Below are 22471 nucleotides of genomic sequence, written 5' to 3' on the forward strand. Positions count from 1 at the left end.
GCCATGGCCGAACCCCCTTCCCCCAAGGCCGGCGCCCCGGCGGCGAAGACGGCTGCCACGGCGGTGGCGAAGACGGCCGTCCGCCGCCGGAAACCCGCCGCCGCTCCGTCGCCGTACCGCTCCGCCCGCAGCCGCTGGGTGCTGTCGCTGTCGGGCGTGCTGGCGCTGGGGCTGGCCGGCTGGCTGCTGCTGCCGCGGCTGGCCGCCTCCGTCGCCCCGCATCTGCTGCCGTCCATCCAGCCGGACTGGAGCGTCCGCCTGCTGCCGCTGGTCCTGGCGCTGGCCGGCTGGATCGCCGTCAACCGCCGCATCGACGCCCGCGAGCGTGCCGCCAACACCCGCCTGCTGGAGGTGCTGGCCGCCCGCCGCGACCCGGAGCTGAAGGCCTCGCTGGAGGAGATCGGCACGGTGCGCAAGCAGCTCGACGCCGCGCTGGCTCAGCTGCGCACGCGCCGGGGCGGGCGCTACCTTTACCAGCTGCCCTGGTATCTGGTGATCGGCGCCCCCGGTTCGGGCAAGACCACGGCGCTGGCCAACGCCGGCCTCGCCGCCCGCCCGGCCGACGGCACGGTGGCAGGGCCGTTGGCGGGGTTGGGCGGCACCCGCAATTGCGACTGGTGGTTCACCGACCGCGCCGTGCTGATCGACACCGCCGGCCGCTACACCACCCAGGACAGCCGGCGCGCGGTGGACGGCCGGGTGTGGTCCGGCCTGCTCGACCTCCTGAAGGAGCACCGTCCGCGCCAGCCCGCCAACGGCGTCCTCCTCACCGTCAGCATCCCCGAGCTGACCGGCTGGACCGACGTCGAGCGGCGCAACCACGCCATTCTGATCCGTCAGCGCCTGAACGAGCTGCGGGTGCAGCTGGGCGTGCGCCTGCCGGTCTATCTGCTGCTGACCAAGGCGGACCTGCTCGACGGTTTCGCCACCTTCTTCGACCCGCTCGACCGCGAGGCGCGCGGGCAGGTCTGGGGCCTGACCCTGCCGGCGGACGAGCCGGCGCCCGGCTCCGCCCCCGACTCTGCCCCCAACTCCGCCAGCGATCCGCTTCCCGTCTTCCGCGACCTCTATGCCGGGCTGGTGCGGCGGCTGGACGAGCGGCTGCTCGACCGGCTGCACCAGGAGCCGGACATCCGCCGCCGCAGCGACGCCTTCGCCCTGCCGCTGCGCGTGGCGGAACTGGAGCCGGCGCTGGCCGACATCGTCGACACCGCCTTCGGCTCCGAACATGGCGAGGAGACCCCGCGCCTGCGCGGCCTCTATCTGACCAGCGCCACCCAGACCGACACCTCGCTCGCCCTGCCCGATCCCGGCCCCGAGGGCGACCCCGAGGGCGGCAGCCGGGCCTCCACCTATTTCCTCGACCGGCTGCTGCCCGACGTGGTCTTCCCGGAGGCCAACCTCGCCCGGGTCGACCAGCGGGTGGAGCGCGCCCGCCGCCGCCGGGCGCTGCTGTCCGCCGCCGCCGCGCTGACGCTCGCCCTGGCCGTCGCCGGCTGGTGGCTGGTCAGCGTCCGCGGCAACGCCGCCCTGCTGGAGCGCGCCGATGCCGGCGCCGCGGCGGTGGAGGCGGCGCTGCGCCCGCTCGACACCCCGCCGCGCTCCCTGGTCCGGGTGGACGATGCCGATCCCGCGGCGATCCTGCCGGCGCTGGATGCCCTGCGCGCCCTGCCGTTCGCGTTCGACGATGCGCAGCTTCGGGCCGGGCAGATGTGGGCCGGTGAGCTATGGGCCGGTCCGGCCCTGGCCGGCGGGCTCTACCAGGGGGGCCGCATCGCCGCCCCGGCGCAGGAGGCCTACCGCCGCGCCCTGCGCAGCCAGTTCCTGGCCCGCATCGCCCTGCGGCTGGAGGAGCGGCTGCGCGCCGACTGGGCCGTGCCCGACCAGCTGCGCCAGACCCTGCGCGTTTATCGCATGATCACCGGGCGCATGATCGCCGGGCAGATGGCGGGCGGGCAAACGGCTGGTGGGGCGGAGCCGATGGATGCCGGCGCCATGGCGGAATGGCTGGCGCTCGACTGGCAGCGCACGCTGCCCGGTCCGGCCAACGAGGCGCGGCGCCGTGCGCTGGGCGACCATCTGGCCGCCCTGTTCGCCGTCGGCTTCGCCCCGGTCCCGCCCGACGAGGTTCTGGTCGCCCGCGTGCTGGAGGTGCTGGCGCAATCGACGCCCCAGGCCTCTTCCCAGACGCCTTCCCAGCCCGGCCGGGCCGCCCAGCCATGACGGGAGGGTTCGCGACGCCGCGCGGGATGCTGGCCGCCGCGGGGGCCGCGCTGCTGCGGGCGCCCGGTTTCGGCAGCGGCCTTGGCGGCGGCGGACTGGCCGCCGGGGCCGATCCGGTGGTGGGATTCCACGGCAAGGTGCCGGCCCGCGGCGACTTCATCGGCTATGGCCTGCCGTCTGCGGTGCTCGGCCCCTGGGACCGCTGGCTGTCCGCGGCGCTGGGCGAGGCCGGCCGCCGTCTGGGTGCCGAGTGGGAGCCGCTGTTCGCCCAGGCCCCGGTCTGGCGCTTCGCCCTGTCGGCCGGCCTGTGCGGCGCCACCCCGCTGGTCGGGGTCTGGATGCCCAGCGCCGACCGGGTCGGCCGCCTCTATCCCTTCACCATCGCCGCCGGCCTTCCCGCCGGCTTCGACATCGCCGACGCGCCCGCCGCCTGCGGCGCCTGGCTGTCCCGCGCCGAGTCCCTCGCCGCCGACGCCTGCCGCGCCGGTGCCGATGTGGAGGGGCTGCCGGCCCGCCTCGCCATCCTTGGCCGGCCGGAACCGGAGCGCGTCAGCCCCGCCACCCGCGCCCTGCTCGACCGCCTGTCCGGCCCCTTGCGCGCCGATGCCAGCCTGTGGTGGACCCGCGGCGCCGGCCGGATCGCGCCGTCGCTGCTGTCCTGCCCCGGCCTTCCCGCCGGTCCCCGCCTGACCGCCTTCCTCGACGGCGCCTGGGCCCGCTGGGGCTGGGAGAACGCCGAGGAGGGGTAGGGGAGGGGCTCGATATTCTCGAGTCGATCAAAGATCGCGGGCAAGATCGACACGGATTTCACGGATTAAAGCACGGATTTCACGGATGCTTTCGCCTTGTCGAAGCGCTTGAACCGGGCCGCTATTATAAAAAATCCGTGTAATCCGTGTCTAAATCCGTGTAATCCGTGTCAATATTGTTTTCCATCTCAGGAAGTCACAGTCAGGCCGATTACCGCGTCTCCGCCATCTCGCGGTCGAAGCGGGCCAGCGCCTCTTCCAGCCCCCACTGCACCCGCGCCTTCTCGCTGCGCGCGGTCACGGCGCGGCAGGCGTCCTCGCCCACCGGCGGCGTGCAGCCGGGGGCGGACCACAGGCTGTCGCCGGGCAGGAAGCTGTGCTCCAGGCTGGCGCGGGCCAGCCCGACGAGGTCGGCATAGCCGAAGCCGAACTCCTCCACCGCGCGCTGCAGCTCGTTGGTCAGGTCGATCCGGCTGACGCCCTCGTCGTCGGTCGACAGCACCACCGGCACCCCGGCGGCGCGATAGACCGGCAGGGGATGCGCCTTGCCGCTGACGCCCAGGATCTTGTCGTTGCTGGTCAGGTTGATCTCGACCGCCACCTTGCGCCCGGCCATCGTCCGCAGCAGGCCGTGGGGATCCTCCTCATACATCACGTCGACGCCATGGCCGATGCGCTTGGCCCCAGCGATTTCCACCGCCTTGCGGATGTGGTCGCGCAGCCGCTCCGGCGGGACGAGGCCCAGCGTCAGCTCGCCGGCATGCAGCGCGACGTTGGTGCCGGGCTGGCGCCTTTTCGCCTCCGCCACCATGCGCATGTGCAGGTCATAATCGTCGAGCGCCACCGGGTTGTCCTCCGGCGCCACGAAGTTCAGCCCGACGACGCGCGGCTCCTGCGCCTCCAGCAGGGCGTTGAACAGGGTGGTGGCATAGACCGGGCCGGGGCTCTGCGTGCGCGACACCTGCTGGAGATAGCGCACCGACACCGCACAGCCCGGCCGCGCCGCCGGGGTGCCGCAGCCAAGGACGCTGCGCATCCGCGCCTCCGCCGCGTCGATCTCCTGCCGGGCCGGGGCGACCAGGGCGGGAAGCCCGGCGGCGATCAGCCGGTCGGCGGTTCCGGCCAAGTCGGCCGCCGCCTGCGGCGTCCAGGGGAAGGACTTGCCGATGGCGGCGGCCGGGCCGGTGCCGAAGGACACCATCAGCTCGACATGCCGTTCGCCCTGCCGGCCGGCGCGGTCGACCACCTCGGCCAGCAGGTCGCCAGTGGAGTTGGGGACGGAGTTGGCGGCGCGGAAGCGCCCGAAGGTGGCGAAGAACTGGTCGTGCAGGCTGTAGCCGGAGACCGGCAGCGCATCGCGGGTCGACAGGGCGTCCAGCGCCACCGGGTAGAGCACGCCGTCGGCGATGACCGCCGCGGCGCCCGGCCGGGCCGATTTGGCGTCGCCGCAGGGTGCCTGCGCCGTCGGCGCCACCAGCGTCAGCGCCTTGACGTCGAAGCAGAGCCCGGCATCCGCCGCCATCCGCATGTAGGTCTCGGCATAGGCGGCGCCGGTCAGGTGGCTGTGCAGGTCGGCACCCTTGGGCATGCGGTAGAGGAAGGCGCGCAGCTCCGGCGGGCTGGTCCGCACCGCCTGGAACCGCCGCGCCGCCGCCGACCCGCCGGCGTCAATTCCGCCGCCGCCGCTGCCGCCGCCCATCTCCGCCGTGGCGCAGCCCGCCAGCAGCAGCGTCGCCGCCAGCGCGCCGGTCACGCCGCCCCTCACACGTCCAATCACTCGCACATCAAGCATGGTCCCGACTCCACATTCTCCTTTTGCGAGTATTGATGCTCTGATAATCGCGCACACACAACCGTCCTGTGCGGATCGAAAGGCTGTAGCAGGGCGGCAATTCCCGGTATGGTGCGGCGACCTTTCCGTGTTCCCGCCCATCCTGGAGCCCGCCGCGATGACCGACACTTCCGCCCCGACCCTGCTCGATGCGGCCAAGCGTTTCCGCAGCAACGATCTGGCGGGGGCGGAACAGGTCTGCCGGGCGATCCTGACCACCGACCCGCACAACGCCCAGGCGCTGCATCTGCTGGGGCTGGTCGCCGCCCACACCGACCATCCGGACAACGCGCTCGACCTGTTCGCCCAGGCCATCGCGGAGAACGGCAACGACCCGTCCTTCCACAACAGCCGCGGCAGCCTGCTTTTCCAGCAGGCCCGCCCGGCGGAGGCGGAGGAGGCGTTCCGCGCCGGCCTCGCCCTCAACCCGCGGCTGCCGGAGCTGCACGGCAACCTCGGCAACGCGCTGAAGGCGCAAAGCCGGCTGGAGGAGGCGGCGGACTGTTTCCGCGCCGCGCTCGACCTGCGGGCGCAAGCGCCGGAGATGCACCATTTCCTCGCCGCCACCCTGCGCGAACTGGGCGAGCTTGAGGAGGCGGAGGAGCATTTCCGCACCGCGCTGGCCCAGGCGCCCGACTATCTCGACGTGCATTACAGCTTGGCGGAGCTGCTCTCCACCCGCGGCCGGCTGGCCGAGGCGGAGGCGGAATTCCGCACCGTGCTGGCCGCCGCCCCGCGCTTCGTCCCGGCCCAGGTCGGGCTCGCCCATGTGCTGCAAAGCCTCGACCGCGCCGCCGAGGCCATCGAGGTGATCGAGGCGGCGCGCGAGCAGGCCCCCGACCACCCGATGGTGAAGTTCACCCGCCGGCTGATCTACTCCAACGCGGTGCCCGGCTGGCACCTGCCGATGATCAACGATTTCGAGCGGAACGAGGCCTACAAGCAGTCGCTGGAACGGGCGGTGAAGCCCGGCCAGCTGGTTCTGGAGATCGGCACCGGTTCCGGCATCGTCGCCATGATGGCGGCGCGCGCCGGTGCCGGGAAGGTGGTGACCTGCGAGGTCAACCCGATCCTCGCCCGCGTCGCCAAGGAAACCGTGGCGCGCAACGGCTATGGCGACCGCATCGACGTGGTGCCGCGCCTGTCGACCCAGCTGACGGTGGGCGAGGGCGGCGATCTGCCGGAGAAGGCCGACGTCTTCGTGTCGGAGCTGATCAACATCGGCATGCTGGCCCCGCGCATGCTGTCGGTGCTGCAACATGCCCGCACCCATCTGGTGAAGCCGGGCGGCGCCGTCATCCCGCGCGCCTCCACCGTCTACGCCATGCTGGTGGAAACGCCGGAGCTGGCCCGCATCAACCCGGTCGAGACCATCGACGGCTTCGACATGGGCAGCTTCGACGTCTTCCGCTCGCCCGGCTACCAGCAGATCGACCTCGGCGCCGACGCCCACACCCCGCTGTCGAAGCCCTTCACCGCGCTCGATTTCGACTTCACCCGCAACATGCCGGAGGAGGGCGAGCGGGTGATCGACGTGACCATCGTCACCGCCGGCACCTGCCACGGCGTCGCCTTCTGGTTCGACCTCTTCATGGACGACGAGGTGGTCTACAAGTCGGAAAGCCGGTCGCGCACCAACCATTGGAAGCAGGCGATGACCTTCCTGGAAAAGCCGATCGCGCTGTCGGCCGGCGACCGCCTGCGCATCGTCGCCCGCTACGACAACAACCAGATCTCCTTCGGAGTGGACGGGCTGGCCGGGGGCGAGCGGGAGTAAGCGGGCGTGACCGAAGCCGTCCCGTCCAGCGACAGTCCCGCCGGCGACATCCCCTCCCGCCGGGCCATCGTCTCCTGGTGCCTCTACGACTGGGCGAATTCGGCCTACAACACCATCATCACCACCTTCGTCTTCTCGGTCTATTTCGCCCGCGGCGTCGTCGGCGACCCGGTCGAGGGCACTGCGCGGTGGAGTGCGGCGATGACCGTGGCCGGCGTTGCCATCGCGCTGCTCAGCCCGCTGCTGGGCGCCGTCGCCGACCGGGCCGGGCGGCGCAAGCCCTGGATGGCGCTGTTCACCCTGGTGACCGTCCTGTTCACCGCGGCGCTGTGGTGGGTGCGTCCCGACCCGGCCGACGCCGCCTTCGCGCTCGCCTGCGTCGTGGTCGCCACCGTGGCCTTCGAGCTGGCCAACGTCTTCTACAACGCCACCCTGCCGGGGCTGGTGCCGGCGCGGCTGCTCGGCCGGGTGTCGGGCTGGGGCTGGGGCATCGGCTATTTCGGCGGGCTGGCCTGCCTCGTGCTGGCGCTGGTCTGCTTCGTCCAGGCGCCGGCCCCGCTGTTCGGCCTGTTCGGGATGGAATGGGCCGACTGGGGCCAGCAGGCCAATGTCCGCGCCACCGCCCTGCTGGCCGCGGCGTGGTACGGGCTGTTCGCGCTGCCCTATTTCCTGTGGGTGCCGGACGAGCCGGCGACCGGCCATGGCCTGCTGCGGGCGGCGCGCGAGGGGGTGGCGACGCTGCTCGCCACGCTGCGCCACGCCCGGCGTTACCGCGAGGTCGGGCGCTTCCTGATCGCCAGCGCCTTCTACCGCGACGGCATCAACACCATCACCGCCTTCGGCGGCCTCTTCGCCGCCGGGACCTTCGGCATGAGCTTCGAGGAGATCCTGGTCTTCGCCATCGCGCTGAATGTGGTGGCGGGGGCGGGGGCCATCGGCTTCGCCTGGATGGACGACCGGGCGGGGGCCAAGCCGGTGATCCTGATCGCGCTGGCCGGCATGACCGCCTGTTCGGTGCCGCTGCTGCTGGCGACCGAGCGGCTGTGGTTCTGGATCTTCGCGCTCGGGCTCGGGCTGTTCTTCGGGCCGGCCCAGGCGGCCGGGCGGTCGATGATGGCGCGGCTCGCCCCGCCGGGCATGGCGGGGGAGATGTTCGGGCTCTATGGGCTGACCGGCCGCTTCGTCGGCTTCTTCGGACCGCTGCTGTTCGGGCTGGCGACCCAGGCCTTCGCCAGCCAGCGCGCCGGCATGGCGACGGTTCTGGCTTTCTTCGCCATCGGCTTCGGGCTTATGCTGGCGGTTCGCGAACCGGCCCGCTAAAAAAGGGCCTGTGTCAAAGCGCCGCACATGAGACCATTCGAGGGCAGAGCTGTTACCTTCGTTTTTGCTGCGACGCACAAAAGTCGAAGCCGAGGGGTACGGACCATGCTGCACATCAAAGACATCGAAGCCTTCGCCCGCATCAACGAGGCGCTGAACGAGGAGCCCGGCCCGGATGGCGGCCCGGCCAATGGCGGGGATCGTCAGCCCGATCAGTCCGGCTCCGACGGCCAGCACACTTCCGGCCCGTCGCATCCGGCGCTGGTGATGGCGATGCTGGCGACCGGCCGCCTGCCGCTGTCGGCGCTGTCGAAATCCGATCAGGCAAAGACCCCGGACGTGCCGACGCCCTGGACCAGGATGTTCCGCCGCCCCTGACGGCGGTCCGTCCGGGCGGGGAGCCCTGGAGACGGGGGCAAGATCGACACGGATTTCACGGATTTCAGCACGGATTTCACGGATGTGGCGTTCCGAAGCGACCTGTGTCGGGGAACTCGGAGCGTCGCCAAGTTCAAGAAAAATCCGTGAAATCCGTGTCTAAATCCGTGAAATCCGTGTGAATCTTGCTCCCGATGCCTCGACCCTCCGTACCGGCGGCCGTTGCAAAAATTCCGCCATAAAGGAAATTATTCTTATACGCTTCCCGCAGACCCACCTTTCTGCGGAGCCGACCCATGCCCCTCGACAGCCGTAGCTTCACCAACGACCAGTTCCCACGCTGGGCCGAAGAGCCGCCGACTCCGTCCGAAGGCTCGCTGGTCCCCGGTTCGCAGTTCCATGAGGAACAATGGATCATGGCCGCCGGCATGCTGGCCCGCGGCAACAGCTTCCTTCAGGTCTCGCGCGCCATGGGATGCAGCCGGACGACACTCTGGCGCGCCTATTACGGCTCCAAGGATTTCCGTCACAGGGTGTGGTGGGAACGGCAGGCGCTGAACCGCGAGGCGGAACTGCGCCTGTCCTCCCTGCGCATCCTGGTCGCCGAGCAGATCGAGCGGCTGGTCACGTCGGGCGACCCCGCCACCGTCCGCTGGCTGGCCGAGAGGCTCGGCCTGTTCGCCGGCCTCGATCAGCCCGCCCGCGACCCCGCTCCCAATCCTGCTCCCCGGCCCGCCCCCCGTCCGGAAGACCCGCCCGCCGTCACCGTCCCCGAACTCGACGACGACATCCCCGGCGAACTGCGCGAACGCACCCCGCCCAGCCCGGCCCTGGTCGCCGCCGTCCTGGCCCAGCCGGAAGCGACGGGACCGAAGGGCGTCTTCCCCTATACCCTCAACCAGTATGAAGAGTATCCCAACCTCAACCCTGGCCCGGTGAGCCGCCGCGCCGCCGGTCCCTTCTCCTGGCGCCGGTAGGCCGGCGATGCAACATCGCCTGTCCGCCTGTTCCACGCTGTTCCATCCCCTCACAGAAGCGACAGCTGGTCCCCCACCGCCGGCGGCACCCGGAAGCGGCTGCAATCGAGCTGCCAGCTCCGGCCGCCCAGCCCGTGCTTCCGGCAGGCCAGTTTGAAGCGGTGGCGCAGAAGCTCGGCATAGGGGCCGCTGCCCTTCATCCGCGTGCCGAACCCGGAGCGGTAGAGCGCGCCGTCGCGGCTCTGCCGCATCAGGCTCAGCACGCGGTCGGCGCGGTTGGGGGCGTGGACGCGCAGCCATTCCTCGAACAGCGAGGCGATCTCCAGCGGCAGGCGCAGCAGGATGTAGTTGGCGGCAGTCGCCCCGGCGCCGGCCGCCGCCTCCAGGATGGTTTCCAGCTCATGGTCGTTCAGCGCCGGGATCATCGGGCTGGCGAGGACCGCCACCGGCACGCAGGAGTCCGACAGGGCGCGGATCGCCTCCAGCCGGCGCGGCGGGGTGCTGGCCCGCGGCTCCATCGTCCGGGCGAGATCGCGGTCCAGCGTCGTGACCGAGACCGCGACCGACGCCAGCCCCTGTGCTGCCATCGGCGCCAGGATGTCGAGGTCGCGCAGCACCAGCGCCGACTTGGTGATGATGCTGACCGGCTGGTTGAAGTCGCGGCAGACCTCCAGCACCCGGCGGGTGATGCCCTCCGTCCGCTCGATGGGCTGGTAGGGATCGGTGTTGGCCCCCAGCGCCAGCGGCTGGCAGACATAGGATTTCGCCCGCAGCTCCTTGGCCAGCAGCTCCGCCGCGTTGCGCTTGGCGAACAGCTTGGTCTCGAAGTCCAGCCCCGGCGATAGGCCCAGATACGCGTGGGTCGGCCGGGCGAAGCAATAGATGCAGGCATGCTCGCAGCCCTGATAGGGGTTCACCGAGCGGTCGAACGGGATGTCGGGCGACTGGTTGGCGGTGATGATCGACTTGGCCGAGGCCGGCGAGACGCTGGTGCGGACCGGATCGGACAGCGCCTCGTTGCCGCTCTCCGCATAGCCGGTCCAGCCATCGTCGGTCAGGACGCGGGTCTCGCGTTCGAACCGCCCGGTGGCGTTGCTGACCGCCCCGCGGCCCTTGATCGGGGATCGCCGTATCTCATCCATGCCGGCAGCTTAGCCGGGGCAAAATGGAACGTAAAGCGAACAAACGAGGCAGGGCTCCGCCATTGCTTCCGCTACCGAACAAACATAAAGATATCTTTATGCTTGCATGGTTCCGGGAGCGCTGATACATCCATCGCCAATGACAGCGGCAGGGCCGGGGATCCGGCGTGCCTGGAATTCCGCTGCCCGACCGTCACCGCCCACCAGGAGTCATCCCTCATGGCCGCCGAATTCACGGACTACAAGGTCAAGGACATCAGCCTCGCGAACTGGGGCCGCAAGGAGATCACCATCGCCGAGACCGAGATGCCGGGCCTGATGGCCCTGCGGTCGGAATTCGGCACCTCCAAGCCGCTGGCCGGTGCCCGCATCGTCGGCTGCCTGCACATGACCATCCAGACCGCCGTGCTGATCGAGACGCTGACCGCGCTCGGCGCCACCGTGCGCTGGTCCTCCTGCAACATCTTCTCGACCCAGGACCAGGCCGCCGCCGCCATCGCCGCCGCCGGCATCCCGGTCTTCGCCTGGAAGGGCGAGACGGAGGAGGAGTTCTGGTGGTGCATCGAGCAGACGCTGCGCGGCCCGGACGGCTGGACCCCGAACATGATCCTGGACGATGGCGGCGACGTCACCCAGATCATGCACGACAAGTATCCGGAGATGCTGGACGGCGTCCGCGGCCTGTCGGAGGAGACCACCACCGGCGTCCATCGTCTCTATGAGATGATGAAGAAGGGCACGCTGAAGGTTCCGGCTATCAACGTGAACGACAGCGTCACCAAGTCGAAGTTCGACAACCTCTACGGTTGCCGTGAGTCGCTGGTCGACGGCATCAAGCGCGCCACCGACGTGATGGTCGCCGGCAAGGTCGCCGTCGTCGCCGGCTATGGCGACGTGGGCAAGGGCTCGGCCGCTTCTCTGCGTTCGCAGGGCGCGCGCGTCATGGTGACGGAGATCGATCCGATCAACGCGCTCCAGGCGGCGATGGAAGGCTATCAGGTCATCACCATGGACGAGGCCGCTCCGCTGGGCGACATCTTCGTCACGGCGACCGGCAACGTCGACGTCATCACGCTCGACCACATGCGGGCCATGAAGGACCGCGCCATCGTCTGCAACATCGGCCACTTCGACAGCGAGATCCAGATCGACGCCCTGCGCAATCTGGTCTGGGAAGAGGTCAAGCCGCAGGTCGACGAGGTCGTGTTCCCCGACGGCAAGCGCCTGATCGTCCTGGCCCAGGGCCGTCTGGTCAATCTGGGCTGCGCCACCGGCCACCCCAGCTTCGTGATGAGCGCCAGCTTCACCAACCAGGTGCTGGCCCAGATCGAGCTGTGGACCAACGCCTCCAACTACGAGAACAAGGTCTACGTCCTGCCCAAGCACCTGGACGAGAAGGTCGCCCGCCTGCATCTGGAAAAGATCGGCGCCAAGCTGACCACGCTGACCGACAAGCAGTCCGAGTACATCGGCGTCAACGCCGCCGGCCCCTACAAGCCGGACCACTACCGCTACTAAGCGGTTGTGGGATTGAATGAAGAAGGGCCGCTCCAATGGGGCGGCCCTTTTTTCTTTGCGGCGCTTGCCACTTGGCGTAAGCGGCATCACCATACGGTGGAAGTGCTGCGGAGGATGGCATGAGCCATATCGGTAAGGGGAACGCGGGCTATGATGCGAATGCATCCAAGCGGCGCGTCGATATCACCTTGAACGAGGATCTGCTGCGGCTCGCCGAGGGCTACACCGACAACCTGTCGGACACAATCGAGTCCCTGTTGGCGGCCTGGATGCAGGATGAACGCCAGAAGAGCGATAACGATTTGGAACATCGCCGCAAAGTTGCTGCTGCGTGGAATGCGTTCGACGAGAAGCACGGGCGATTCGCCGATGAATGGAACAGCGATTTCATGCCGGAAGACGAGAGCCGCTGATGCCGCAGTTTGATGTGCATCGCAATCCGGGGCGGAGCAGGACTGCAATTCCATATCTTCTGGTCGTGCAAAGTGACCGTTGGGAGGATCGCTCTGATCGGGTGGTGGTGCCGCTGGTCCTGGCCAGCGAGATTTCCTACCATGATCGGACGCTGAATCCGGAATTCACGGTGGAAAACGTCAAAGTTCTGATGAACCCGCTGCAAACAGCGACGATTCCCACCAGGATGCTCGGACCGTCGATCAGCAACCTCGACGCCGAGCATCTCCGCATTATTGCATCACTCGATGCTTTGGTCGCTCAAGGCCGGTAGAAGATGCCGGCACCCTTCACAGCACGTTCTTACCGTCGCCCCAGCCACTCCACCATTCCCTTGCCGGCCGCCACACCCATGGCGAAGCAGCCCTGCAACAGGTAGCCGCCGGTCGGCGCCTCCCAGTCCAGCATCTCGCCGGCCAGGAACAGGCCGGGGCGGCGGGTCAGCATCGACCGCTCGTCCAGCTCCGACAGGCGGACGCCGCCGGCCGAGGAGATGGCGCGTTCGATGGGACGGACGCCGGTCAGCACCATCGACAGCCCCTTGATCTGGCGGGCCAGCGCCACCGGGTCGGTCAGGTCGGCGGCAGGGGCGAACTCGCGCAGCAGGGCGGCGCGCGGGCCGGTCAGGGACAGCGACTTCTTCAGGAAGGTGGACAGCGACTCCGCACCGCGGCGGCGCAGGCGCTTGACCACTTCCGCTTCGGCCATGTCCGGCAGCAGGTCCAGCGTCAGGGTCGCCCAGCCTTCCGCCGCGATGGCATCGCGCAAGGGTGCGCTCAGCGCATAGACCGCCCCGCCCTCGATCCCGGTCTCGGTGATGACGAACTCGCCCTTCAGCCGGCGGCCGGCGGCGGATAGGCCGACACTCTTGACGGGCTGGCCGGCGAAGCGGTCGCGCAGGTGATCGGACCAGGGCACCTCGAACCCCATGTTGGAGGGAACCAGCGGCGCGACCTCCACCCCCAGCCCCTCCAGCAGCGGAACCCAGCCGCCGTCCGACCCGGTGCGCGGCCAGCTTGCCCCGCCCAGCGCCAGCAGGGTGGCGCGCGGGGCCACGGTCACGCTTGCTTCACCATGGCGGAAGGTCAGGGCGCCGGTCGCATCCCAGCCGGTCCAGCGATGGCGGCTGTGCAGGGTCACGCCCAGCCCGTCCAGCCGCCGCAGCCAGGCACGCACCAGGGTGGAGGCCTTCATCTGCACCGGGAAGACACGGCCGCTGCTGCCGACGAAGGTCTCGATGCCCAGCCCGGCCGCCCAGCCGCGCAGATCGTCGGGCGAGAAGCCGGCCAGCAGGCGGCGGAACAGCGGCTCGGCGGCGCCATAGCGCGGCAGGAAACGGTCGAGCGGTTCCGAATGGGTCAGGTTCAGCCCGCCGCGCCCGGCCAGCAGCAGCTTGCGCGCCGGGGTGGGCGTGTGGTCGAACACGGCGACCCGCAGGCCGGCGGCCGCGGCGATCTCCGCCGCCATCAACCCGGCGGGGCCGGCGCCGACGATCGCCACATCCAGGGCCACGTCAGGGGAGGTATGGGGCACTTGGAGACGCCTTTACAAAAGGAAGTGCCCCCGTCCGTCCCGTGGCTGCGCCGGGACGGACGGGGGCATTCGGGATTCGGCCGAGGATCGCTGGAGCAATCCCCCGGGTGCGTTCGCCCGGGGGGCCGCAGATCAGTCCTCGTAATCCTGGTCCTGGGCCACTTCCTCGGCCAGATCGGCGGCGAGGTCGGCGAAATAGCCGGCATCGACGTCCAGACCGTTCTCCTCGCAGATGCGCATGAAGATGCGGTAGGCATGCAGGATGGCGACGTCGAGGACGACGAGGTCCCCTTCCTCGCTGTGGCGGTCGGTGATGTCCCGCTCCTGAAGGGTGGCGACGATGTCGTGCGCGGCGGCCTGCAGGACCGCGTCCATGGCTTGCTTGTGTTGGGTCGACATCGTGTGAATCCTCGTTCCGGTCGTGCTTCGCGTCCCCGCCCGGCCGGACCGGCGCCGCATGGCCGGCGGGGGTGGCCGAACCGTCGGAGGAAACGGGCGCGTCGGGGGCTCCGTTCGTCCGCGAAAGTTCGGCCTCCCCCTTGTTGTAGAATCCTTTTTCACGGCCGAACAAGCCCCTTCACGGGGGGCCGGGGCGGGTCCTTCCGGGTAGCCTCGTACCAGCCATGGAGAGGGCCGTGGAAAGGCGCCGCTTCAGCGTGCGACGGGGGCCAGCAGGGGCGCGCCGACATAGCCCAGCGCCTTGCCTTTCCGCCCCACCCTGTACCAGCCGCCGACGGCCTCCAGCACGGTGACGCGTTCGCCGGCCTCCAGAACATCCAGGACCTTGGCGTCGCAGACCGGGGCGACCCGCAGATTGCCGGATGCCCGCAGCCGGGCGACGGTTCCGCCGGAGATCTTCGGCCGCTGCACCCGTCCGGGCAGGTCGTCGGGCAGGGCGCAGCCGCGGTCCTCGCGGTCCGCCCTGGCATAGCGGCCGGGCTTCGCGGCGGTTGCGGGCTCGGTGCCGGCGGTCCGCGTGGGCACGGCTTCGGCCAGATAGGCGCTGGTGACGTAGCCCTGCGGCTTGCCGCTTCGGCCGATCCGCTGCCAGCCGTCGGCTGGAGCGCCGAAGGCCGTCACCCGCTCGCCCTTTTCCACCGTGTCGAGAATCCGGCCCTTGGCGTCCGGCGTCGCCCGCAGATAGATGCCGGCGGTGGCGGTCATCGGCCGTTGCGCGGGCCGTTGAGCGGGAACGACCGAAGGCTGCCTGGCAGGGATGTCCTGTGAAGCCGGCTCCTTGGCGACAGCTTGGGGCACCGCCTCGACCTGCGGCTTCATCGCCGGCAGCGGCGGAGCCTTGACGGCCGGCGGTGCCTCCGCGGCCTTGGGATCGGGCGCCTTCGCGACAGCGGTCGCCATCGGGGGCGGAGCAGGGTGCGGGCCGGGCGGTAAGAGCGGACCCGACAAGGGACCGGGGGCTTCCGGGGGATGCTCCCAGACCACGCCGGGGGTCAAAGGTGGGGAAAGCGCCTGTGCCGGCGTCAGGCGGGGAAGGGCGACGATGGGGGCGGGCGACGGGGTCAGCCGTTCGGCCGCGCTGTCTGCCAGCGCGCCCGGACAGCCGAACGGCCCGCCCAGCAGCAGGGCCGGTGCCGCGATCCGCAGCCAGGCGATCAGCCGCGCTCCAGCCATCGCCCCCTCCTCAGTCGAGTGTGATGCGGGCGATCAGCGTCGGCAGCGTCTGGCAGCGCAGAAGCCCGTCGAGCGTCCGGTGTTCGGCCAGCCGCAGGGTCAACGCGCAACCGAAGGAATTCACCGCCAGTTCGGTCTGCGCCAGCGTGCCGACGATGCTGGACGGGCGTGCGATGCTGTAGCCGGGCGCCCCCAGCTTGCCGGCCAGCGCGCCGTTGACCGGGCTGAACCCGTCGATCTCCAGCGTCATCGGCCCCAGATTCTGCACCACCACCTCGGAACTCGGATCCTCCTTGGTGGCGTAGAGCTGGACCGGGACGGCGCGGTGGCGGGCGATCCAGTCCTTCAGCGCGAGGTTGGCGACCACCGGGTCGCGGCTTTGCAGCGCCGCCTCCATCGCCGTCTGGCGCAGCGCCGGGTCGTTGCCGCCCAGCGCCGCTTCGAAAGCGGCCAGCCGCGCCGCGCGGTCCGTGCCGGTCAGTTTGCCGCGCAGATCGGCGACCTGGGCGATGCGCGCCTCGACCGCCCGGCGCTCCGTTTCGGCGCGGGCGGCTTCGGCCTTGGCGGCGGCGGTCTGCTGGGCCAGCCTTTCCTCCTCGCGCCGCCGGCGTTCGCTGTCCTCGGCCAGCCGCTGGGCGGCGTCGCGGTCCAGTTGCTCGCGCAGGCTTTTGGCTTCCGGCGTGCCCAGCACGACCGTGCGGCCGGGCAATTCGGCGACCGGCTTGCCGATGCCGTCGAGCAGGCCGGGGGACTGTGGCGTCAGCGCCACCGTCCAGCCGCCGGCACCGCGGGTGGCGAGCGCCGTCGCCACCCAGCTCTTGCTCAGTCCGGCCTCCGCCGCCGGGCGCAGGAAGGTCACCGGCCCTTCACGGCTGTCCACCAGATAGGTCGGTCCGCCCAGAACCAGCTTGGCGCTGACCCGTGCCGCCACCTGCGGTTCCGAAGATTGCGGTTCCGGCAGCGGTTCGACGCTCAGCGACTCGAGGCGCCAGGGAGCGGGCAGCAGCGCCTCGATCCGCGCACGCAGGAGGGAGTCCGGGATCGTCTCGACCGTGGGAAGCTTGGCGGGGGCAGTGGTCTCCGCAGCCCAGACACTTTCGACCGGTATGCCGATTGCGATCCAAGCGGCGAGGAGGGGTGCGCCGAAGCCTGGCCCGGCACCGGCTATGATGCTGGCCGCGAATCGTCCGTTTCCCGGTCGCCTCATCGCCGATCCTTTCCCCCGTGTCCGCCGTCCAATGTCCGCCGTCCGGCACTGGTATAGCGAAGGTTCCAGCCAAGGGAAGCGGCTTTTCCCGGCAACCTGCCGATCTGTGGTTGGATGGAATACCCGCCTGCGCCGGATTGTCGCGTCAATCCGCAGCCATGGGTCGAATTGGACTTGGACGCCACACGCCACTTGCAATATGGTCACACAAATGGATGTATTGGCCCCGTATCGAGAGATCGGGACACGCAACGGATGGGGAACGGGGTTTCCGATGGAGGGCACGGGCGGAGGTAAAGACGGACCGGGGCTGCTCTGCCGCAATGTCAAGGTGAGCGGCCGCCGAACCAGTTTAAGAATGGAGCCGTACATTTGGGACTCGCTGAAGGAAATCTGTGAGCGGGAGCAGATGACCCTCAACGAAATCTGTACCCAGATCGACGAACGACGTGGGGAGGCGAACCTGACAGCCTCAATCCGCGTCTTCATCGTCAGCTATTACCGCACCGCCATCGGCCAGCGCGGTTTTTCGGAAGATGGCCAGTCGCCTCTTCTGGGCAGGGCGATGGACGACGCCGTTCCACTGGATTGACGGAACCGGGTATGGCGGGGCAGGTGTGACGGGAGCGGTCTATGCGCTCCCGTCCACCGGTTTCACCAGCGCAGGCTGGGAACCGCGTAGGTCGGCATGTGACCCGACGCATCGGCCAGGGCGCGCAGATTGACCGGATCGACCGCAGCCCCCCAGGCCGCACCGCCCAGTTCCTCCTGATGGATGCCTGCGGTGACCAGCGCAACGTCGATTCCGGCGGCATTTGCACCGGCGACATCGGTGCGCAGGCTGTCGCCCACCGCCAGGATGCGGCTCTTGTCGGCAATTCCCAGCAGCTTGAAGCAGCGTTCATAGACGGGGGCATGGGGCTTGCCGTGCTGGCGCACGTCGCCGCCCATCTCCTCGTAGCGGGCGGCCAGCGTGCCGGCGCAGATCACCAGCATCGGCCCGACCATCACCACCAGATCGGGGTTGGCGCAGATCATCGGCAGACCGGCGGCCAGACAGGCGTCCAGTTGCGGCTGATAGTCCGCTACCGTCTCGCCGAAGGTGACGATGCCGGTGTTGACGACGAAATCCGCGTCCTCCGGCGTGGCGGCAACCTGATAGCCGAGCCCGGAGAAGACGTCGATGTCGCGCTCCGGCCCGATGTGGTAGAGCCGCCGGCCGAGGGCGGCGTGCCAGGGATCGTCGCGGTTGCGCAGCGCCTCGTAGGTCGCCTCGCCCGAAGTCATGACATGGTGGTAGCGCTCGCGCCCCAGCCCCATGCCGTCCAGCTTCTCGATGACGCCGGGGGTGCGGCGCGGCGCGTTGGACAGCAGGCAAATCGTCTTGCCGGCTGCGCGCATGCGGTCCAGGCAGTCGGGCACGCCGGGATAAGGCTGTTCGCCGTCATGCAGCACGCCCCACAGGTCCAAGATGAACCCGTCATAGCGGTCGATGACCTCGGCGATGCCGGAAATCTGTCGGATGTCGGCCATGGTGTCCGGTCGGTTCGGTGGAAGGACAAAGATCGGATTGCATCGACAGGCCGATCTCAGCGTGGTTGCAGCAACTCCGCATAAACCGCCAGCGTGTCGGCGCACATGCGGTCCTTGGTGTAGCGGTCTGCGACGAACGCCATGGCGCGGGCGCCGATGGCGTCCCGTTGCTCCGGCGTCAGGGACAGCGCCTCGTCCAGTGCCCGGGCCAGCGCGTCGGGATCGTCCGGCGGCACCACCCAGGCGGTTTCGCCGGCGACGACGGTTTCCTGATAGGCGCCGATGGCGGAGACGACCACCGGCTTGCCCATCGCCTGCGCCTCGACGATCACTCGCCCAAAGGCTTCCGGTTCGCGCGAGGCGGAGACGACCACCGTCGACAACAGGTAGGCCGCGGCCATGTCGCTGCAATGGTCGGTCATCCTCACCACGCCGCGCAGGCCGGCATTGGCGATGCGGTTCTCCAACTCTTCCCGGTAGCCGGTGCGACCCTGGTCGGAGCCGACCAGCAGGGCCAGCACATCCTTGCGTCCCAGCTTGGCCAGCGCGTCGATCAGCACGATCTGGCCTTTCCAGCGGGTCAGCCTGCCGGGCAGCAGGATCACCGGCCGGTCGTCCGGCAGGTTCCATTGCTTGGCGAGCGTCACAAGCCGCGCCGGGCTGACCCGGTCGGGGGCGAAGACGCCACGGTCGATGCCGCGGTGGATGACGCGCACCCGTTGCGGATCGACCGGGTAGTTGCCCAGCACATGGTCGCGGATGAAGCCGGAGATGGCGATCACCCGCTCACCGCGCGCCATCACCGAATTGTACCAGCGCTTCAGCCGCCCGCCGACCGGCCCCGAGCCGAAATTATAGGGCGCGTGGAAGGTGGTCATGTAGCGTGCACCCGTCTCGCGGCAGGCCAGCCACGCGCTCCAGGCCGGCGCGCGGGAGCGGGCATGGACGATGTCCACCTTGTGCTCGCGGATGATGGCGGCCAGCCGGCGGGCATTGCGGCGGATTGTCAGCGGGTTCTTGGAGGCCAGCGGCAGCGTCAGATGGGCGATGCGGGCGCGGTCCAGTTCCCGCATCATCGGCCCGCCCTGCGACGCCACCAGCGGCGTACCGCCGGCCGCCTGCAGGGCGAGCGCCATGTCGATGCAGCCGCGCTCCGCCCCGCCGGTGACCAGCGTCGGCACCACCTGCAGCACCGTCGGCGCCCTCCCTCCCGGCCAATGCTCGGGCCAGCCGGGAACAGGGGTGTCCTGATGGGCGTCCGCGTTGCGCGGGGAATGGTCGGTGGTAAGGTGGGGGTCGAAATCCATGATGCCGGCTGCTCGCAAGGGGCGGCCCGGGACCGGCCGCGGAGCCCGGCAAGCCGGTGCCCCATCGAGCCCGGTGCCCGACCGCGTGCCGGTGTCCGTTGTCGAAGGTGACCGTATGACCGAAACCGCAGCCCAACCGGGCGGCGCGCACCATAGCCTAACGCGCGGTGCCGCGACCATAGCATATCACCACATCCCTGCCGGCCCGTCCGGGCGGGGCAAGCCGGGCGTGATGTTCCTTGGCGGCTTCATGTCCGACATGACCGGCGGCAAGGCGACGGCGCTGGAAGCCTGGGCGGTGGCGCGCGGCCTCTCCTTCACCCGCTTCGACTACCAAGGCCATGGCGCTTCCAGCGGGCGGTTCGCCGACGGCACCATCGGCCTGTGGGCCGACGACGCGCTGGCGGTGCTGGACGAGGTGACGACCGGGCCGCAGATCTTGGTCGGCTCCTCCATGGGCGGCTGGATGATGCTGTTGACTGCGCTTCGCCGGCCGGAGCGGGTAGCCGGGCTGGTCGGCATCGCGCCGGCCCCCGACTTCACCGAAGACCTGATGTGGGATATCTTCGAAGCCGACATCCGCCGCCAGATCATGGAGGCGGGTGTCTGGAACCGCCCCTCGGACTACGGTCCCGAGCCGCAGCCGATCACCCGCGCCCTGATCGAGGACGGCCGCACCCATCTGCTGCTGCGCGGTCCCATCGCCTTCGACGGCCCCGTCCGCCTGTTGCATGGCCAGCGCGACCCCGATGTCCCCTGGCAGCTCAGCCTGCGCATTGCCGAGGCGCTGACCGCCGACGATGTCCGCGTGACGCTGGTGAAGGACGGTGACCACCGCCTGTCTCGTCCCCAGGATCTGGATCTGCTGTGCCGCACCGTCGGCGCCCTGGTGGATGGATTGGGCGGATGAGAGTGGTGCGGTTCGGTATGCTGCCAAAAAAACGTCGTTTGCGTGAAACGGAGGCTTGCATCGCCGCGAACCTCTGGCTATAACGCGGGCCTCTACGGAGGGGTGGCCGAGCGGTTGAAGGCGCACGCCTGGAAAGTGTGTATACGTCAAAAGCGTATCGAGGGTTCGAATCCCTCTCCCTCCGCCACTAAGTTTCCGGGTTAGACCCGTAAAAAAGGCTCAGCTGACAAGCTGAGCCTTTTTTGTTTTGCGCTGTTCTTCGGCGGATCATCCGCAGCCATGCTCCCACGCACCCCAAATAGAAAAGCCCGCCCCGCACCTGGCGATTGCCGGTGCGGGGCGGGCTGTCAGTCGTTTCCGGTGCCTGGAACGGAAGGGGACTCGCCCCTTACTTCGACCGCGATACGCGGCGCAGGAAGTCGATGAACTGCGCCTGCTCTTCCGGAGACAGGTCCTTGACCATGCCCTGGTCATGAGCCTGGACGCGCGGGATCAGGTCGTCCATCAGCGTCTGGCCTTCCGGCGACAGGCGCAGCGCGTAGGAGCGGCGATCGTTGGGCGACGGGGCGCGGACGACGAGGCCGCGCGACTCGAGCCGGTCGATCACCGCGACCATGGTCGACCGGTCGATGCCGACCGCCGTGCCCAGATCGGACTGCGACAGGCCTTCATTCTCCCGGATCATGATCAGCACGCCGAACTGGCCGGGCGTGATGTCATGCGGAGCGACCGCGTTCTGGAAGCTCTGGAACACCGCGACCTGAGCCTTGCGCAGGTTGTACCCCACGAGCTCGGGAAGGGGGCCGAGGGCAAGCTTGCCGTTCTTTCCGGGCCGCAGACGCGACCGCCGGTCGGCGGGGGTGGAACGCTCGTTGTCAGTCACCGTGGATGCCATATTTTGGATGAATTATCGGATGAACGGATAAAATGCGGGTATGGCTTTCGTTTGTCAGCAAGAACTGCACAGGCGATAGGCTATGCATGCCAGATATGCGTCTGGCGTATTGGTGGGAGCGCGGACAAATTCCATCTTGAAGAGTCAAGAAGTGATCGACGCCGATTCGACGCCGATCGCCCGCCCTGCGGTTTCCCCTGCCGCGCGCGGGTTCCCGAATCGGAGCTTCCGACGCCCGGTCCCCCCCAGACCGGGCGTCTTCGTTTCCAGACGGACCCGCCCCGAACCTGCCCCGGTAAGCTGGAGCGCTTTGCAGGGCAGGGCGGATGGTTGGGCGCTTGGTCCGTTGCCGGCTTTCGGGTTAGCTGTTCGACAGTGTCCCAACCAGAGAGCCGATGCCATGGCCTTCGCCATTCCCCTGTGGTCCCAGCCGGCCGTCCCCGTCACGGGCGGCGATCCGTTCCCGGTGCGGCGTATCTACTGCGTCGGCCGCAACTATGCCGCCCATGCGCGCGAGATGGGCGCCGATCCCGACCGTGAGCCGCCCTTCTTCTTCATGAAGCCGGCCGATGCCATCGTCGCCGACGGCGCCACCATCCCCTATCCGCCGAAGACCGCCAACCTGCATCACGAGATCGAGCTGGTGGTGGCGATTGGGACCGGCGGCCGCGACATCCCGGTCGACCGGGCGCTGGAGCATGTGTTCGGCTATGCCGTCGGGCTCGATATGACCCGGCGCGACCTGCAGAACGCCGCCAAGAAGGAAGGCAAGCCTTGGGACATGGGCAAGGGCTTCGACCAGTCGGCTCCCTGCTCCGCAATCCGCACCGTCGCCGACATCGGCCACCCGGCCAAGGGTGCCGTCACGCTGGAGGTGAATGGCGAGCCGCGGCAGAAGGGCGACCTGTCCGATCTCATCTGGTCGGTGGCGGAGACGATCTCCTACCTGTCCGGGCTGGTCGAACTGCAACCAGGCGATCTGATCTACACCGGCACGCCGGAGGGCGTCGGCGCGGTGGTGGCCGGCGACGTGCTGACCGGTGCGGTCGAGGGCGTCGGCACCCTGACGCTGACCATCGCCTGAGC

Annotated in this window: 21 protein-coding genes and 1 tRNA gene; 13 read left to right on the plus strand and 9 right to left on the minus strand. The window is 69.4% G+C overall.

Annotated elements, in window-relative coordinates; genetic code table 11:
- Positions 1 to 3 precede the first annotated feature (3 nt).
- Entirely contained in the window at positions 4 to 2223 is a 2220-nt protein-coding gene (tssM, locus tag ABNQ39_RS13575; protein WP_376958068.1) for a type VI secretion system membrane subunit TssM, read from the plus strand.
- On the plus strand, positions 2220 to 2972 hold the full coding sequence (tagF, locus tag ABNQ39_RS13580) for a type VI secretion system-associated protein TagF (protein WP_376958069.1): 753 nt from the start codon (positions 2220 to 2222) through the stop codon (positions 2970 to 2972). The genes tssM and tagF overlap by 4 nt, the downstream gene beginning before the upstream one ends.
- A 211-nt stretch (positions 2973 to 3183) precedes the next feature.
- On the opposite strand, the gene ABNQ39_RS13585 is transcribed toward tagF, so the two are convergent.
- Positions 3184 to 4764 (minus strand): adenosine deaminase family protein, encoded by a 1581-nt coding sequence (locus ABNQ39_RS13585; RefSeq protein WP_376958070.1) that lies wholly within the window; start codon positions 4762 to 4764, stop codon positions 3184 to 3186.
- A 157-nt stretch (positions 4765 to 4921) separates the two neighbouring features.
- On the opposite strand from ABNQ39_RS13585, the gene ABNQ39_RS13590 reads away from it, so the two are divergent.
- The 4 genes from ABNQ39_RS13590 to ABNQ39_RS13605 all read left to right on the plus strand — a co-directional run bounded on the left by ABNQ39_RS13590 (position 4922) and on the right by ABNQ39_RS13605 (position 9255).
- Positions 4922 to 6580 (plus strand): tetratricopeptide repeat protein, encoded by a 1659-nt coding sequence (locus ABNQ39_RS13590; protein ID WP_376958071.1) that lies wholly within the window; start codon positions 4922 to 4924, stop codon positions 6578 to 6580.
- A gap of 6 nt (positions 6581 to 6586) precedes the next feature.
- Entirely contained in the window at positions 6587 to 7900 is a 1314-nt protein-coding gene (locus ABNQ39_RS13595; RefSeq protein WP_376958072.1) for an MFS transporter, read from the plus strand.
- Between the two features lie 105 nt (positions 7901 to 8005).
- Positions 8006 to 8278, plus strand: a complete 273-nt coding sequence (locus ABNQ39_RS13600) for a hypothetical protein (RefSeq protein ID WP_376958073.1) — start codon at positions 8006 to 8008, stop codon at positions 8276 to 8278.
- Between the two features lie 296 nt (positions 8279 to 8574).
- Complete coding sequence (locus tag ABNQ39_RS13605; protein WP_376958074.1) at positions 8575 to 9255, plus strand: hypothetical protein; 681 nt, start codon at positions 8575 to 8577, stop codon at positions 9253 to 9255.
- Between the two features lie 50 nt (positions 9256 to 9305).
- Here the strand turns inward: ABNQ39_RS13605 and ABNQ39_RS13610 are convergent, their stop codons facing one another.
- On the minus strand, positions 9306 to 10397 hold the full coding sequence (locus tag ABNQ39_RS13610; protein ID WP_376958075.1) for a PA0069 family radical SAM protein: 1092 nt from the start codon (positions 10395 to 10397) through the stop codon (positions 9306 to 9308).
- A gap of 219 nt (positions 10398 to 10616) precedes the next feature.
- Here ABNQ39_RS13610 and ahcY point away from each other — a divergent pair, with 219 nt between their 5' ends.
- From ahcY to ABNQ39_RS13625, 3 genes are all read left to right on the plus strand, one after another.
- Positions 10617 to 11915 carry an adenosylhomocysteinase gene (gene ahcY / locus ABNQ39_RS13615; RefSeq protein WP_376958076.1) on the plus strand — a complete coding sequence of 433 codons (1299 nt, stop codon included), beginning with the start codon at positions 10617 to 10619 and terminating at the stop codon, positions 11913 to 11915.
- A gap of 119 nt (positions 11916 to 12034) precedes the next feature.
- Positions 12035 to 12328: a type II toxin-antitoxin system CcdA family antitoxin gene (locus ABNQ39_RS13620; protein WP_376958077.1), complete on the plus strand. Its 294-nt coding sequence runs from the start codon at positions 12035 to 12037 to the stop codon at positions 12326 to 12328.
- The gene (locus ABNQ39_RS13625) at positions 12328 to 12642 is read left to right on the plus strand and encodes a CcdB family protein (protein ID WP_376958078.1); all 315 of its coding nucleotides are present in this window, start codon (positions 12328 to 12330) and stop codon (positions 12640 to 12642) included. Before ABNQ39_RS13620 ends, ABNQ39_RS13625 begins: the two co-directional genes overlap by 1 nt.
- Before the next feature lie 29 nt (positions 12643 to 12671).
- Here ABNQ39_RS13625 and ABNQ39_RS13630 read toward each other — a convergent pair whose 3' ends face one another.
- The 4 genes from ABNQ39_RS13630 to ABNQ39_RS13645 all read right to left on the minus strand — a co-directional run bounded on the left by ABNQ39_RS13630 (position 12672) and on the right by ABNQ39_RS13645 (position 16740).
- Positions 12672 to 13835, minus strand: a complete 1164-nt coding sequence (locus ABNQ39_RS13630) for a TIGR03862 family flavoprotein (RefSeq protein WP_376959789.1) — start codon at positions 13833 to 13835, stop codon at positions 12672 to 12674.
- Positions 13836 to 14033: 198 nt separating this feature from the next.
- Positions 14034 to 14300, minus strand: a complete 267-nt coding sequence (locus ABNQ39_RS13635) for a hypothetical protein (RefSeq protein ID WP_063633438.1) — start codon at positions 14298 to 14300, stop codon at positions 14034 to 14036.
- Between the two features lie 252 nt (positions 14301 to 14552).
- Positions 14553 to 15533, minus strand: a complete 981-nt coding sequence (locus ABNQ39_RS13640; RefSeq protein WP_376958079.1) for an SH3 domain-containing protein — start codon at positions 15531 to 15533, stop codon at positions 14553 to 14555.
- Between the two features lie 10 nt (positions 15534 to 15543).
- A complete protein-coding gene (locus tag ABNQ39_RS13645) occupies positions 15544 to 16740 on the minus strand; it encodes a hypothetical protein (RefSeq protein ID WP_376958080.1) in 1197 nt (398 codons plus the stop codon).
- A 274-nt stretch (positions 16741 to 17014) separates the two neighbouring features.
- Between ABNQ39_RS13645 and ABNQ39_RS13650 the strand changes: the two genes are divergently transcribed.
- Positions 17015 to 17332, plus strand: coding sequence for a ribbon-helix-helix domain-containing protein (locus tag ABNQ39_RS13650; RefSeq protein ID WP_376958081.1), 318 nt, complete (start codon positions 17015 to 17017; stop codon positions 17330 to 17332).
- A gap of 62 nt (positions 17333 to 17394) precedes the next feature.
- On the opposite strand, the gene ABNQ39_RS13655 is transcribed toward ABNQ39_RS13650, so the two are convergent.
- Positions 17395 to 18273 carry a TIGR01459 family HAD-type hydrolase gene (locus ABNQ39_RS13655; protein ID WP_376958082.1) on the minus strand — a complete coding sequence of 293 codons (879 nt, stop codon included), beginning with the start codon at positions 18271 to 18273 and terminating at the stop codon, positions 17395 to 17397.
- A 56-nt stretch (positions 18274 to 18329) separates the two neighbouring features.
- Positions 18330 to 19580 (minus strand): glycosyltransferase family 4 protein, encoded by a 1251-nt coding sequence (locus ABNQ39_RS13660; protein WP_376958083.1) that lies wholly within the window; start codon positions 19578 to 19580, stop codon positions 18330 to 18332.
- A 115-nt stretch (positions 19581 to 19695) separates the two neighbouring features.
- On the opposite strand from ABNQ39_RS13660, the gene ABNQ39_RS13665 reads away from it, so the two are divergent.
- Positions 19696 to 20490: an alpha/beta fold hydrolase gene (locus tag ABNQ39_RS13665; protein ID WP_376958084.1), complete on the plus strand. Its 795-nt coding sequence runs from the start codon at positions 19696 to 19698 to the stop codon at positions 20488 to 20490.
- 96 nt (positions 20491 to 20586) lie between these two features.
- Positions 20587 to 20677, plus strand: a tRNA-Ser gene (locus ABNQ39_RS13670).
- Positions 20678 to 20878: 201 nt separating this feature from the next.
- On the opposite strand, the gene ABNQ39_RS13675 is transcribed toward ABNQ39_RS13670, so the two are convergent.
- Complete coding sequence (locus ABNQ39_RS13675; RefSeq protein WP_244560711.1) at positions 20879 to 21373, minus strand: MarR family winged helix-turn-helix transcriptional regulator; 495 nt, start codon at positions 21371 to 21373, stop codon at positions 20879 to 20881.
- Positions 21374 to 21785: 412 nt separating this feature from the next.
- On the opposite strand from ABNQ39_RS13675, the gene ABNQ39_RS13680 reads away from it, so the two are divergent.
- Positions 21786 to 22469: a fumarylacetoacetate hydrolase family protein gene (locus ABNQ39_RS13680; protein WP_376958085.1), complete on the plus strand. Its 684-nt coding sequence runs from the start codon at positions 21786 to 21788 to the stop codon at positions 22467 to 22469.
- Positions 22470 to 22471: the final 2 nt, after the last annotated feature.

It is taken from the genome of Azospirillum sp. A26 (genome assembly GCF_042604635.1).
GTDB lineage: Bacteria > Pseudomonadota > Alphaproteobacteria > Azospirillales > Azospirillaceae > Azospirillum > Azospirillum palustre.

Coding starts and splice junctions, on each gene's coding strand:
- tssM (WP_376958068.1), top strand. CDS start 4: ATGGCCGAACCCCCTTCCCCCAAGGCCGGCGCCCCGGCGGCGAAGACG.
- tagF (WP_376958069.1), top strand. CDS start 2,220: ATGACGGGAGGGTTCGCGACGCCGCGCGGGATGCTGGCCGCCGCGGGG.
- ABNQ39_RS13585 (WP_376958070.1), bottom strand. CDS start 4,764: ATGCTTGATGTGCGAGTGATTGGACGTGTGAGGGGCGGCGTGACCGGC.
- ABNQ39_RS13590 (WP_376958071.1), top strand. CDS start 4,922: ATGACCGACACTTCCGCCCCGACCCTGCTCGATGCGGCCAAGCGTTTC.
- ABNQ39_RS13600 (WP_376958073.1), top strand. CDS start 8,006: ATGCTGCACATCAAAGACATCGAAGCCTTCGCCCGCATCAACGAGGCG.
- ABNQ39_RS13605 (WP_376958074.1), top strand. CDS start 8,575: ATGCCCCTCGACAGCCGTAGCTTCACCAACGACCAGTTCCCACGCTGG.
- ABNQ39_RS13610 (WP_376958075.1), bottom strand. CDS start 10,397: ATGGATGAGATACGGCGATCCCCGATCAAGGGCCGCGGGGCGGTCAGC.
- ahcY (WP_376958076.1), top strand. CDS start 10,617: ATGGCCGCCGAATTCACGGACTACAAGGTCAAGGACATCAGCCTCGCG.
- ABNQ39_RS13620 (WP_376958077.1), top strand. CDS start 12,035: ATGAGCCATATCGGTAAGGGGAACGCGGGCTATGATGCGAATGCATCC.
- ABNQ39_RS13625 (WP_376958078.1), top strand. CDS start 12,328: ATGCCGCAGTTTGATGTGCATCGCAATCCGGGGCGGAGCAGGACTGCA.
- ABNQ39_RS13630 (WP_376959789.1), bottom strand. CDS start 13,835: ATGGCGGCGGAGATCGCCGCGGCCGCCGGCCTGCGGGTCGCCGTGTTC.
- ABNQ39_RS13635 (WP_063633438.1), bottom strand. CDS start 14,300: ATGTCGACCCAACACAAGCAAGCCATGGACGCGGTCCTGCAGGCCGCC.
- ABNQ39_RS13640 (WP_376958079.1), bottom strand. CDS start 15,533: ATGGCTGGAGCGCGGCTGATCGCCTGGCTGCGGATCGCGGCACCGGCC.
- ABNQ39_RS13645 (WP_376958080.1), bottom strand. CDS start 16,740: ATGAGGCGACCGGGAAACGGACGATTCGCGGCCAGCATCATAGCCGGT.
- ABNQ39_RS13650 (WP_376958081.1), top strand. CDS start 17,015: ATGGAGGGCACGGGCGGAGGTAAAGACGGACCGGGGCTGCTCTGCCGC.
- ABNQ39_RS13655 (WP_376958082.1), bottom strand. CDS start 18,273: ATGGCCGACATCCGACAGATTTCCGGCATCGCCGAGGTCATCGACCGC.
- ABNQ39_RS13660 (WP_376958083.1), bottom strand. CDS start 19,580: ATGGATTTCGACCCCCACCTTACCACCGACCATTCCCCGCGCAACGCG.
- ABNQ39_RS13665 (WP_376958084.1), top strand. CDS start 19,696: ATGACCGAAACCGCAGCCCAACCGGGCGGCGCGCACCATAGCCTAACG.
- ABNQ39_RS13680 (WP_376958085.1), top strand. CDS start 21,786: ATGGCCTTCGCCATTCCCCTGTGGTCCCAGCCGGCCGTCCCCGTCACG.